Raw genomic sequence first — 12,370 nt, 5'->3', positions numbered from 1 at the left:
CCAGCCCCTCCAACAAAGTCGTCAAACACCCATCAGGGTCGTTATAAAAAACTTTTTTTCTATATAATCAAATATCTGGAACATCACAGAGACAAAAAAACAGCCACGCGGGCTGTGATATGGTGCCGAAGACCGGACTCGAACCGGTATGGCTTGCGCCGCCGCCCCCTCAAGACGGTGTGTCTACCAATTTCACCACTTCGGCAAGTGGGTCAAAACTTTCTCATGCCCTGCCGAAGACGTCAAGGCTTGGAAGCAGGCGATTTTTGCACTGCCACGGCCGGCGCTGCAGATTGTGCGACAGAGGCTGGAGTCGCAACAGTCGCAGGACTGGTTGTGCTGGCGATGGGCGAAGCGGTAGGCGCGGTTGTCGCCGCCGCAGAGCTGGGTAGAGCGATACCCACACCAACTTGATGCGCCTCATGCTCCGACAAATAGGCAAGGGCGAGGCTATTGAGGAAGAAGATTGCCGCCAGGATAGCGGTGACATGGCTGAGAAAATTTCCTGCGCCTTGCGCACCAAAGACCGTCTGCGAACCACCGCCACCAAAGACCGCGCCGATATCAGCGCCCTGCCCTTTCTGAATGAGCACGAGACCGACCAATACCACACAGATCAAGACTTGGAGGACCAATAACGCCGTGTACATAATTAAAGACCTCGGGCTACCACATGGGCAGCCTGACAGATTTGTAAAAATTCAGCCGCCTGCAGGGAGGCACCGCCCACCAGGCCACCGTCGATATCCGGCTGCGAAAAGAGGGACTGGGCATTGTTGGCCTTCACACTGCCGCCGTAGAGCAAGAGAATTTTGCGGGCGATGTCCGGATTTTTTGCGGCAATGAGTCCTCGCACAAAGGCGTGCACTTCTTGCGCCTGCTCAGGGCCAGCGGTCTTACCGGTGCCAATCGCCCAGATCGGCTCGTAGGCGAGCACCATGTTGGCCTGCTGCCCAGCGCTGCCCAAGGCCGGCAGGATCGCCTCGACCTGGCGCCGCAGAACTTCTTCGGTATTCCCTTGCAGCCGCTCCTGCTCCGACTCGCCGATACAGACCATGGGGATCAGACCGGAATGCAGAGCCGCCTTCACCTTTTTCAAGACGATTTCATCCGTCTCTTGAAAAATCTGCCGACGCTCTGAGTGCCCGATCAAGACATAACGGCAACCATGGTCACGCAACATCGCGCCAGAGATCTCACCAGTGTAGGCACCATGGCTCTCCCAGAAAAGGTTTTGCCCACCCCAACGCAAAGAACTGCCCTTGGCCACCTGATGCACCATGGGCAATAGCGTAAACGGTGGAAACAAGACCACCTCCGGCGAGGCTGGCGTCAGACCAGCATCGAGAATCGCTTGCGTGAGATGCTCCGCATCTGCATTCAAGCCATTCATCTTCCAATTGCCCGCTACCATGATCGGCCGCACGTCGCCCTTCCTTCCATTTGTCATCAATCGCTAATAGGACGAGGAGTGTAAAGAGTCACCCGGCAAGGGTCAATTTACCCTCGTCCTATGCAGTCAAACTGCGACTGCCTCAGCCACGCAGGCGGCGATTTGCGTCCGCAGGTCTTCAGCCAGCGCTTGCGCCACCCCTGGCTCCTCTGCTTCCACCATAATACGCAACAGCGGTTCCGTGCCCGAGGCACGCACCAAAAGGCGCCCCCGCCCGGCGAGTTCGGCTTCTGCCTGGTGCAACAATTGCTGTACGTCATGGCGTTCCAGTTGTTGTCGCGCATCTGGCAGGCGCAAGCCAAGCAAGACCTGGGGGTACAATTGCAGGCTGTTCGTCAACTCATGTAAGGTGCTACCTTGCTGTTGCAGAAAAGCAAGCACCTGCAAAGCGGCAAGAATAGCGTCTCCGGTGGTATTTGCTGGGGTGATGATGTGCCCGGAGTTCTCCCCGCCCAGTGGGTACCCCATCTGTTGCATGGCTTCCAATACGTAGCGGTCGCCCACGGCGCTGCGCACGAAGGGAATACTTCGTTCCAACAACGCTTTTTCCAGCGCCAAATTGGTCATTACTGTACCGACCACCCCCGGCAGTGCGCCACGTTCGGCGAAGGCTTGGGCAAGCAACCAAAGGATGGCATCGCCATCCCAGACCTTACCAGTCGCATCAACCAACAAAACGCGATCACCATCACCATCTAGGGCAATCCCTATATCCGCCTGCCGCCCCTGCACGGCAGCGACGATTGCTGCCGGAGCGGTCGATCCAACGCCGTCGTTGATGTTGATGCCATCAGGCTGCGCCCCAATCGTTTCTACTTGTGCACCCAGTTCACTGAATACCATGGGTGCCACTTTATAACCCGCACCATGCGCGGTATCGATGACGATACGCAAGCCACGTAGATCGGCCATAGCAGGAAAGGTCGTCTTGCAGTATTCAACATAACGGCCAGCGGCGTCGTCGACTCGGCGCGCCTTGCCCAGGGCTTCAGGTGCGGCGCAACCCATAGGTTTCTCCAGCTCTGCCTCAATCGCCTCTTCTACGGAATCGGGCAGCTTGTAGCCGGTAGCGGAAAAGAACTTGATGCCGTTGTCTTCATACGGGTTGTGCGAGGCACTAATGACAATGCCGGCATGCGCACGCAGGGTGCGGGTGAGATAGGCAATCGCGGGTGTTGGCAGGGGACCGACCAGCAACACGTCGACGCCTGCCGCCGCAAGACCCGACTCCAGCGCGGATTCGAGGAGATAACCGGAGAGACGGGTATCCTTACCGATCAGGACACGGGGTCTGCCCGATACGCCTTGAGTAAGCACCTTACCGGCAGCCCAGCCGAGCTGTAACACCCAATCGGCACGCATGGGCATTTCTCCTACCCGACCGCGTACGCCGTCTGTACCAAAGAATTTTCTTGCCATTATCTTCTTATCCTGCTTCTTCCAATGCTTCCCAAATGCGGATTGCCTGGCGGGTGGCAGCCACATCATGCACCCGATAGACAGCAGCGCGATGCTTTCGCCAAGTCCAGAGCAACGCCGCCACACTAGCGCCCATACGATCTTCCGCTTTTTCTGCCCCTGCCATGCGCCCCAAAAACCCTTTACGGGATACCCCCAGCATAATGGGCTGTCCGAGGCTGGCCATTTGGTCGACATGGCGTAACAGCGTCAGATTGCCGGCGTCATCCTTGGCAAAGCCAATGCCGGGATCCAGGAGAATGGACTCCGCCGGAATCCTCGCTTGCAGACAGGCATCTCGCCGCTCCGCCAAGTAATGGGTCACTTCGCCGAGCAGATCTTCATAATTGGTCAAGGTCTGCATGGTCTGTGGCGTGCCGCGCATGTGCATCAAACAAACGTCGAGCCCCAATTCCGCTACCGTTGTCAGCGCCTCGGGATCGAAGCTCAGGGCACTGACGTCATTAATGAGGGTAGCGCCCAAGGCATGGGCGGCGCGCATCACCACCGCCTTGCGGGTGTCGATGGAAATCGGCAAGGGGATCTCGGCACGGATCGCTGCCAAGGCCGGCAACAAGCGATCGATCTCCACCTGCACCGGGACTTCCGCCGCACCCGGCCGCGTCGACTCGGCGCCGAGATCGAGAATATCCGCCCCTTCCTCCCACAAGCGACGGGCATGGGCCAGGGCCGCCGGCACCGACACATATTGACCGCCATCAGAGAAGGAATCCGGGGTGAGATTCACGATCCCCATAATACAAGAACGCCCCTGAAGCCAGGGGCGTCGCTGTTCCGCCACGGTCAAACTCAAACGGGATGCTCTCCGGGATTGAGTTTGGGCAAATTACCAGGCAGTTGGTCGGGGGGGCTGCCGACACCTCCACCACTGACCGCTGGCATACCGGGATTCGTATCCTGTGGTGGACGCGGATCATGGCCGGCCATAAGGTCGTTGACCTGACCGGCATCCAGGGTCTCAAACTTGAGCAGCGCCTGCGCCATATGCTCAACCGTGTCGCGATTTTCCTCAATGAGCTTGCGCGCCACCTGATAGCGTTCCTGGATGATCCCCCGCACCTCCTCGTCCACGGTCTGCGCGGTGTGTTCCGAGACACTGCTGTGCTTGGAAATTTCCCGACCGAGGAACATCTCCTCTTCTTTCTCGCCGATCACCATCGGGCCGATGGTAGACATACCCCACTGCATCACCATCTTGCGTGCCAAATCAGTGGCCCGTTCGATGTCGTTACCGGCACCGGTGGTCATCTGGTTCAAAAACACCTCTTCGGCAATACGACCACCCATGAGAATGGAGATATTGTGCAAAATCTCCTGGCGCTCATAGTTGAAGCGATCTTCTGTAGGCAACTGCATGGTAAGGCCCAAGGCGCGTCCACGTGGGATGATGGTAACCTTGTGCACGGGATCCGTACCCGGCAACAACTTGGCCACTACCGCATGACCAGATTCATGATACGCCGTGGTCTCGCGCTGCTTGTCACTCATCACCACCGACTTGCGCTCGGCGCCCATCATCACCTTGTCTTTGGCGTCCTCAAAGTCGTGCATGTCGACTAGGCGCTTGCTCTTGCGCGCCGCCATCAATGCCGCCTCGTTGGTCAGATTGGCGAGATCAGCACCGGAAAAGCCGGGCGTACCACGTGCGATGATCTTGGCATCAACATCAGGGGCCAGAGGCACCTTGCGCATGTGCACCTGCAGAATCTGTTCACGGCCACGAATATCCGGCAACGGCACCGTCACCTGACGGTCGAAACGACCGGGACGCAACAACGCCGGGTCGAGCACATCGGGGCGGTTGGTCGCCGCAATGACGATAATCCCTTCCGTTCCCTCAAAACCGTCCATCTCGACCAACATCTGGTTAAGAGTCTGTTCCCGCTCGTCGTTACCGCCGCCAAGACCGGCGCCGCGCTGGCGACCCACTGCGTCGATTTCGTCAATGAAGATGATGCAGGGGGCGTGCTTTTTCGCCTGTTCAAACATGTCACGTACACGCGAGGCACCGACGCCGACAAACATCTCGACGAAGTCCGAGCCGGAAATCGAGAAGAATGGCACCTTGGCCTCGCCAGCAATGGCACGGGCCAGCAGGGTCTTGCCGGATCCAGGCGAGCCCATGAGTAGCACGCCTTTAGGGATACGACCGCCGAGGCGTTGGAACTTAGAGGGATCACGTAGAAAGTCGACGATTTCCGCCACTTCCTCCTTGGCTTCTTCGATACCCGCAACATCGGCAAAGGTGATTTTGTTGTTTTCTTCGCTGAGCATGCGCGCCCGGCTGCGGCCAAAGCTCATAGCTCCGCGGCCACCCGCGCCGCCGCCACCCATTTGCCGCATGAAAAAGATCCACACAGCGATGAGCAACAACATCGGGAACCAGTTAATGAGTAGCGCCAGCAACAGCGACTGCCCTTGTGGGGGCTTAACGTCAATCTTTACGCCCGCCGCCAGCAGTTGTGGCACCAACTGCGTATCGTTGGGCGGGGTGTAGACGCTGAACTGCTGGCCGGAACTAAGCGCCCCAGTCAAATGGTTACCGTCCATAGTGACGTCAGAGACCTGCCCCTGCTTCACACTATTGACGAAAGTCGAGAAGTTCATCGCCTGTGCTGGCGTTGAACTCGACGAATTCAGATTCTGGAAGACGAAAATGAGAATGACCCCAATCGCCACCCACAAAAGTACGTTTTTGAAAACGTTATTCATTCCCTCACCTCCCCCACCGGGAGTTTAGACTGGGTACAAAATACCCCAATGTGTATGATCTTAGACCTCTGCTTAGAAACTGACAATAGCGTGCCCTGTTGAGTAACGACACATTACTGCGTTCCACCAACGGTGAGATCGCGAATTTTTAGCGTCGGCTGCCCGACACCCACTGGCACACTCTGCCCATCCTTGCCACAGGTACCTACTCCTGGATCTAATTGGAGGTCGTTGCCGATCATTTCAACCCGTGTCAGCACATCCGGTCCGTTGCCAATCAGTGTTGCGCCCTTCACCGGGCGGGTAATGCGACCATTTTCAATCAGATAGGCCTCAGATGCCGAGAAGACAAATTTGCCACTAGTGATATCCACTTGGCCGCCACCAAAGTTGGCCGCGTAGAGCCCTTTCTTAACGCTGGCAATGATATCCTGCGGATCGTGCTGACCATTGCGCATATAGGTGTTGGTCATGCGCGGCATGGGCAAGTGCGCGTAAGACTCGCGGCGACCATTGCCGGTAGAGGCGACGCCCATCAGGCGCGCATTGAGACTGTCCTGCAAATAGCCCCGCAAAATACCATCCTCGATCAACACGGTGCATTGTGTTGGCTGCCCTTCATCATCGAGATTGAGGCTACCGCGCCGACCGGCAAGAGTGCCATCGTCCACCACCGTGACGCCAGGCGCCGCCACTCTCTGTCCCACACGGCCAGAAAAGGCACTGGTACCTTTGCGATTGAAATCGCCCTCTAGGCCGTGGCCAATGGCTTCATGCAGCAGGATACCCGGCCAACCGGGGCCGAGTACCACTTCCATGCTGCCGGCCGGAGCGGCCTCCGCCTCGAGATTGACCAGCGCCTGCCGTACCGCCTCGCGGGCGTAGCCCTCGGCCACATCACTGGCGAGAAATTCGCGATAGTCATGACGCCCGCCGCCACCAGCACTGCCCTGTTCCCGCCGACCATTCTCTTCGGCAATCACCGTGACATTAAGGCGCACCAAGGGCCGCAAATCGGCAGCCAGACTGCCATCCAGACGCGCCACCAATACCACTTCATAACGCGCCGCGAGACTGGCCATGACTTGTGCGACGCGCGGGTCGGCTGCCCGCGCCGCCGCCTCCAGGCGCTCGAGCAGGGCGATCTTTTCGCGGTTGTCGATGCTGGCCAGAGGGTCGACGTTGGGATACAGCTGCAAGCCGCTACGCGAGCGCCACTGCAAGGCCCGTTGCTCGCCGGGGTGATGCACAATACTACGCGCCGCCTCCGCCGCTCCCAGCAAGGCTTCCACAGCGATTTCATCAGAATAGGCCAAGCCCTGGCGCTCACCTTGAATGGCACGCACTCCCACTCCCTGATGAATGCTATGACTGCCAGACTTGACCACGCCTTCTTCCAGGCTAAACGCCTCGCTGCGACTGTACTGAAAATACAGATCGGCATCGTCAAGAGCGCGACGACTGAGTTGCGCGAAAATCCGCTCCAATGCCGCCTCGTCAATCCCTGCCGGTTGCAGCAGATTTTCCCGAGCAAGGTCGAGGGCATTTTCCGTCATGACATGGTTCTCCGACTGAACATTGGCTTGCAGTATGCGCCGCACAAGGATATAGAACAAGTCTAAGTTTTTATAGAAATCCGTACACCGGAAATCCCCAGGTCATCCACAGCTTGTCAACACTATATATAGTGTTGACAATGGGGGTCTGATAACTATATTTTGTGTCTGATCACCAAGGAGGACAACATGCCCAGCACTGCCCAAGCGATAACCCCTGACCATTCCGATTCTCATCACCGCGTCATTCGCCGCAATGGCTCCCTCGTCACTTTTGATGCCAGCAAGATCCAAGTCGCCATGACCAAGGCCTTCCTCGCCGTGGAAGGCAGTGGCGGTGCCGCCAGTGCGCGGGTGCGCGAACAAGTCTCGCGCCTGACGGGGCAAGTGATCGGCGCGCTGGAGCGACGCCAGCCGGGCGGCGGCACGTTTCACATCGAGGATATTCAGGATCAGGTGGAACTGGCGCTCATGCGCGCTGGTGAGCATGAGGTAGCGCGCGCTTATGTGCTCTACCGTGAAGAGCGTGCACGCGAGCGTGCACAGCGCCGCCAGCAGACAACGGAAAGCAGTGCAGAATTGCAGGTCCGCCACACCGATGGCAGTAGCAAGCCCCTGGATCGCGAGCGGCTGCGCGCTGTCATTGAAGAGGCCTGTGCCGAACTTGGCACAGCGGTTTCGCCAGAAGCGATCCTGCAGTCCACTCTCAAGAATTTGTACGACGGGATCAGCGAGACTGAGCTCTATCAGGCGCCTATCCTCGCTAGTCGCATCCTCATCGAGCGCGATCCCGCCTATGCCTATGTTTCGGCGCGGCTGCTCCTCGACCGCATCCGCCGCGAAGTGCTCGAAGAGCCCTGCACCCAGGCGCAGATGACCGCACGCTATAGCGAATACTTCCGCGACTATCTCGCCACCGGCATTGCACACGAACTCATCGACCCGCGCCTGGGGCAGTTTGATCTCGACCGCATCACTGCGGCGCTGCACCCGGAGCGCGACCTGAACTTCCAGTATCTGGGCTTGCAGATCCTCTATGATCGCTATTTCTTGCATGTCCGCGAGCGGCGCATTGAGCTGCCGCAGGCCTTCTGGATGCGCGTCGCGATGGGCTTGGCCAGCGAGGAAATCGAACGCGAGGAACAGGCCATTGCCTTCTATGAGGTGCTTTCACAGTTTGATTTCGTTAGCTCCACGCCTACCCTGTTCAACTCCGGTACCCTGCGTCCGCAGTTGTCGAGCTGCTTTCTCACCAGCGTGGCCGATGACCTCGACGGCATCTACGAATCCATCAAGGACAACGCCCTGCTCTCCAAGTATTCCGGTGGACTGGGCAACGACTGGACGCGGGTGCGTGCCCTCGGTTCTTACATCAAGGGTACCAATGGCAAGAGTCAGGGGGTCGTGCCCTTCCTCAAGGTAGTGAACGATACCGCCGTTGCCGTCAACCAGGGGGGTAAGCGCAAGGGCGCCGTTTGCGCCTACCTCGAAACCTGGCACATGGATATTGAGGAATTCCTCGAACTACGTAAGAACACCGGCGACGATCGCCGCCGTACCCACGACATGAACACCGCCAACTGGATTCCCGATCTCTTCATGGAGCGGGTAGAGGCAGGTGGTGACTGGACCCTGTTCAGCCCCAATGATGTACCAGACCTGCATGATCTGATTGGTGACGCCTTCCGCGCCCGCTACGAGGCCTACGAACGTATGGCCGACAACGACACTATCGAAGTTTTCAAGCGCGTACCGGCGCTGCAACTCTGGCGCAAGATTCTCACCATGCTCTTTGAAACCGGGCATCCATGGATCACCTTCAAAGACCCGTGCAATCTGCGCAGCCCACAACAGCACGCAGGGGTAGTGCACAGCTCCAATCTTTGCACTGAGATCACCCTCAACACTAGCGATAAAGAGATCGCCGTCTGCAACTTGGGCTCGGTAAATCTGCTCGCGCATTTGCGCCTCCCCGAGGGGCAGGACCCGCTCGTGCTACATAGCGAGATGAGCGCGGAGCAGATCCTCGCCTGTATCGATGGCGAGAAATTGGCACGCACCATTGGCGTGGCCATGCGCATGCTCGATAACGTCATCGACATCAACTACTACGCCTTGGCCAAGGCGCGCAATAGCAATCTGCGCCATCGCCCAGTGGGCCTGGGTCTGATGGGCTTCTCCGATGCCCTGCTCGCTTTGCGCATCCCCTATGCTTCGGATGCCGCCGTGCGCTTTGCCGATATCAGCCAGGAACTGATCAGTTACCATGCCATCGATGCCTCCGCCGACCTCGCCCGTGAGCGCGGCGCGTATCAGAGCTTCGCCGGTTCGTTGTGGAGCCAGGGCGTGCTGCCTATCGACAGCATCGAGATTTTGGCCCAAAGCCGCAGCCAAGGGGTTGACCTCGACCGCAGCCAGCAGCTCGACTGGTCAGGACTGCGCGAGAAGGTGCGCGCTGGCATGCGTAACAGCAACTGTCTCGCCATCGCGCCAACGGCTACCATCTCCAACATTGTTGGGGTGAGCCAAGGGATTGAGCCGATCTATCAAAATCTCTACGTCAAATCGAACCTTTCTGGCGAGTTTACCGTGGTCAACCAGTTTTTGGTGGAGGACCTCAAGCGCCTGGACCTATGGGACGAGGTGATGGTCAATGACCTTAAATACTTCGATGGTTCAGTAATGCCCATCGACCGCATTCCGGCGGCCCTCAAGCCGTTGTACGCCAATGCCTTCGAGACCGACCCAATATGGCTGATCGAGGCCGGGGCGCGGCGGCAGAAGTGGCTGGATCAGTCGCAGAGCCTGAATCTGTATTTTGGCCAACCCTCGGGTAAGAAGATTGACGACACCTACCGCTTGGCCTGGCGTCGCGGCATCAAGACAACGTATTACCTGCGCTCTTTGGGGGCGACTGCGGCGGAGAAATCCACGGTGCAGACGGGCACCCTGAACGCCGTGCCCGGCAGCCTCAAGGCCTGCGCCATCGACGATCCCACCTGCGAGGCCTGCCAGTAAGGCGGGTCGAAAACCGGAGACTAGAATGCTTGATTTTATCGAGGAAAAACCCAAGTCCGTGACCATGCCTGCCTATCATGATACGCCGGGGAGCGGCGACACGGGCATCCAGGCCAGCAGCTTCTCCCGGGTGCGCGCCGAAGACAAACGCATCATCAATGGCAAAGCCGACGTCAACCAACTGGTGCCGTTCAAGTATCAGTGGGCTTGGGACAAATATCTGGCGGCCTGCGCCAACCACTGGATGCCGCAAGAGGTACAGATGGCGCGGGATATTGCCTTGTGGAAGGATCCCAAGGGCCTGACCGAGGACGAGCGGCGCATCGTCAAGCGTAATCTGGGCTTTTTCGTGACCGCCGACAGCCTAGCCGCCAACAACATCGTGCTCGGCACCTACCGCCACATCACGGCGCCGGAATGTCGCCAGTACCTGCTGCGCCAAGGCTTTGAAGAGGCCATCCACACCCACGCCTATCAGTATATCGTCGAGTCTCTGGGCCTGGACGAGGGCGAAATCTTCAACATGTACCATGAAGTACCTTCGGTGCGTGCCAAAGATGACTTCCTCATCCCCTTCATCGAGGTCCTGGCCGACCCTAATTTCAAAACGGGCACGACGGAGAATGATCAGATTTTGCTGCGCTCCCTGATCGTCTTTGCGACGATCATGGAAGGCATGTTCTTTTATGTCGGTTTCAGCCAGATTCTGGCCATGGGGCGGCAAAACAAGATGGTCGGCGCGGCGGAGCAATATCAGTACATCCTGCGCGACGAATCCATGCACTGTAATTTTGGCATCGACCTGATCAACCAGATCAAGATCGAAAATCCGCATTTGTGGACGGAAGAGTTCCAGGAGGAAATCATCGCCCTCATCCGGCAGGGCGTAAAATTGGAATGCGCCTATGCCGACGATACCATGCCGCGCGGCGTACTGGGATTGAATGCACCAATGTTCAAGGACTACGTCCACTACATCGGCAACCGGCGCCTGAGTCAGATTGGCCTCAAGCCGCAATGGGAAGGCATCCAAAATCCTTTCCCGTGGATGAGTGAGATGATGGATCTGAAGAAGGAAAAGAACTTCTTCGAGACCCGGGTGACCGAGTATCAAACCGGTGGTGCCCTGAGCTGGGACTGATTTTCCGGGGTTGCGTCCAGAGATATTGCGAAGGCAGGCCTCTGGGCGTTATCATTATGCTTCTTTGGTGACTGTAGCTCAGTCGGTAGAGCCCCGGATTGTGATTCCGGTTGTCGTGGGTTCGAGCCCCATCAGTCACCCCATACAAAACAAGGCCTTAGACGAAAGTCTGGAGCCTTGTTCTTTGCCTGCTTGCTTTTAGGGACAGTAAGCCCAAGTAAGCCACTGTCCCGCAGGCGTCCCTCCCATGGCAACATTCTTTGAACGCAAAGACGTGGACGGAAACCCGGATTGGTTGGCAAGCCAAAATCCGCAAGTCCGCTTTTCCGGCCCAAGCGCGGACATTCCGAACCGAAGCCGAAGCCTGGGCCAAGGTGACCGAGGCGGAAATGGTGCGGGGGATCTGGCGTAATAGCTCAGAAGCCGAGACCACCACATTGGGCGAGGCCTTGGAACGGTACGCCGTAGAAAACAGCCCCCACAAAAAGGGGCAAGGCCAAGAGCTATGCCGTATCCGCCATTGGTTGAAAACATCCCTTGCCCCCCTGTTCCCTCTCATCTCTTCGAGGGAAGGACTATGCGACGCGCTCCCAGGCGGAGGCCGCTATACGGGAATACATTGAGATTTTCTACAACCGCCAACGTCGTCATTCACGACTCGGCTACCTGGCACCGGCTGTCTTCGCCCAGTCTTTCTGGAAAGCAGCCGCTTGAAGCAGCAGTGTCCACTATTGTCAGGACACCTCATTTCAGTGCAAGCCTGATCCGCTATGCTGAGTTGCGACACCATAGGTGTCACAAAAAGTTCATAAAAGGTTCATAGTTCTGTCACATTCCGACGGTATGATGCTGGCTAAGAATTTTTACAGAACAGGACCGCGCATCATGCTACATACCCGAATCGCCGTAGGAGCCGCGCTGCTTTTGAGTGGCGCTGGTGTACTCAGTAGCGCTCAGGCCGACACACTGGCCAGCATCATCCAGAATGGCCGTGTCAGCGGCGTCGTACGC

Annotated in this window: 8 protein-coding genes, 2 tRNA genes and 1 pseudogene; 4 read left to right on the top strand and 7 right to left on the bottom strand. The window is 57.8% G+C overall.

Annotation, left to right across the window (positions count from 1 at the left end; translation table 11 throughout):
• Nucleotides 1-120: 120 nt before the first annotated feature.
• From AB4090_RS02090 to tldD, 7 genes are all read right to left on the bottom strand, one after another.
• Nucleotides 121-205: transfer RNA gene (locus tag AB4090_RS02090), tRNA-Leu, on the bottom strand.
• Nucleotides 206-242: 37 nt separating this feature from the next.
• On the bottom strand, nucleotides 243-650 hold the full coding sequence (secG, locus tag AB4090_RS02085) for a preprotein translocase subunit SecG (protein ID WP_369572202.1): 408 nt from the start codon (nucleotides 648-650) through the stop codon (nucleotides 243-245).
• 2 nt (nucleotides 651-652) lie between these two features.
• Nucleotides 653-1,450 carry a triose-phosphate isomerase gene (tpiA, locus tag AB4090_RS02080; RefSeq protein WP_369572201.1) on the bottom strand — a complete coding sequence of 266 codons (798 nt, stop codon included), beginning with the start codon at nucleotides 1,448-1,450 and terminating at the stop codon, nucleotides 653-655.
• A gap of 69 nt (nucleotides 1,451-1,519) precedes the next feature.
• Nucleotides 1,520-2,872, bottom strand: coding sequence for a phosphoglucosamine mutase (gene glmM, locus AB4090_RS02075; protein ID WP_369572200.1), 1,353 nt, complete (start codon nucleotides 2,870-2,872; stop codon nucleotides 1,520-1,522).
• A gap of 7 nt (nucleotides 2,873-2,879) precedes the next feature.
• Nucleotides 2,880-3,725 (bottom strand): dihydropteroate synthase, encoded by an 846-nt coding sequence (gene folP / locus AB4090_RS02070; RefSeq protein ID WP_369572199.1) that lies wholly within the window; start codon nucleotides 3,723-3,725, stop codon nucleotides 2,880-2,882.
• Nucleotides 3,722-5,644 (bottom strand): ATP-dependent zinc metalloprotease FtsH, encoded by a 1,923-nt coding sequence (gene ftsH, locus AB4090_RS02065; protein ID WP_369572198.1) that lies wholly within the window; start codon nucleotides 5,642-5,644, stop codon nucleotides 3,722-3,724. The genes folP and ftsH overlap by 4 nt, the downstream gene beginning before the upstream one ends.
• A 113-nt stretch (nucleotides 5,645-5,757) precedes the next feature.
• Nucleotides 5,758-7,200, bottom strand: coding sequence for a metalloprotease TldD (tldD, locus tag AB4090_RS02060; RefSeq protein ID WP_369572197.1), 1,443 nt, complete (start codon nucleotides 7,198-7,200; stop codon nucleotides 5,758-5,760).
• A 189-nt stretch (nucleotides 7,201-7,389) separates the two neighbouring features.
• On the opposite strand from tldD, the gene AB4090_RS02055 reads away from it, so the two are divergent.
• The 4 genes and pseudogenes from AB4090_RS02055 to AB4090_RS02040 form a co-directional block, all read left to right on the top strand.
• A complete protein-coding gene (locus tag AB4090_RS02055) occupies nucleotides 7,390-10,218 on the top strand; it encodes a ribonucleoside-diphosphate reductase subunit alpha (protein ID WP_369572196.1) in 2,829 nt (942 codons plus the stop codon).
• 64 nt (nucleotides 10,219-10,282) lie between these two features.
• Complete coding sequence (locus tag AB4090_RS02050; protein ID WP_369572358.1) at nucleotides 10,283-11,359, top strand: ribonucleotide-diphosphate reductase subunit beta; 1,077 nt, start codon at nucleotides 10,283-10,285, stop codon at nucleotides 11,357-11,359.
• Between the two features lie 67 nt (nucleotides 11,360-11,426).
• Nucleotides 11,427-11,502, top strand: a tRNA-His gene (locus AB4090_RS02045).
• A 433-nt stretch (nucleotides 11,503-11,935) separates the two neighbouring features.
• Nucleotides 11,936-12,073 (top strand): annotated as a pseudogene (locus tag AB4090_RS02040) (IS3 family transposase); the annotation flags it as partial.
• Nucleotides 12,074-12,370: the final 297 nt, after the last annotated feature.

The sequence above is a fragment of the Acidithiobacillus sp. IBUN Pt1247-S3 genome (assembly GCF_041146875.1).
Lineage (GTDB): Bacteria > Pseudomonadota > Gammaproteobacteria > Acidithiobacillales > Acidithiobacillaceae > Igneacidithiobacillus.
The sequence above is the reverse complement of the archived record's forward strand: the minus strand, read 5'-3'. Positions and strand labels throughout refer to the sequence as shown.

Coding starts and splice junctions, on each gene's coding strand:
- secG (WP_369572202.1), bottom strand. CDS start 650: ATGTACACGGCGTTATTGGTCCTCCAAGTCTTGATCTGTGTGGTATTG.
- AB4090_RS02055 (WP_369572196.1), top strand. CDS start 7,390: ATGCCCAGCACTGCCCAAGCGATAACCCCTGACCATTCCGATTCTCAT.
- AB4090_RS02050 (WP_369572358.1), top strand. CDS start 10,283: ATGCCTGCCTATCATGATACGCCGGGGAGCGGCGACACGGGCATCCAG.
- glmM (WP_369572200.1), bottom strand. CDS start 2,872: ATGGCAAGAAAATTCTTTGGTACAGACGGCGTACGCGGTCGGGTAGGA.
- tpiA (WP_369572201.1), bottom strand. CDS start 1,450: ATGACAAATGGAAGGAAGGGCGACGTGCGGCCGATCATGGTAGCGGGC.
- ftsH (WP_369572198.1), bottom strand. CDS start 5,644: ATGAATAACGTTTTCAAAAACGTACTTTTGTGGGTGGCGATTGGGGTC.
- tldD (WP_369572197.1), bottom strand. CDS start 7,200: ATGACGGAAAATGCCCTCGACCTTGCTCGGGAAAATCTGCTGCAACCG.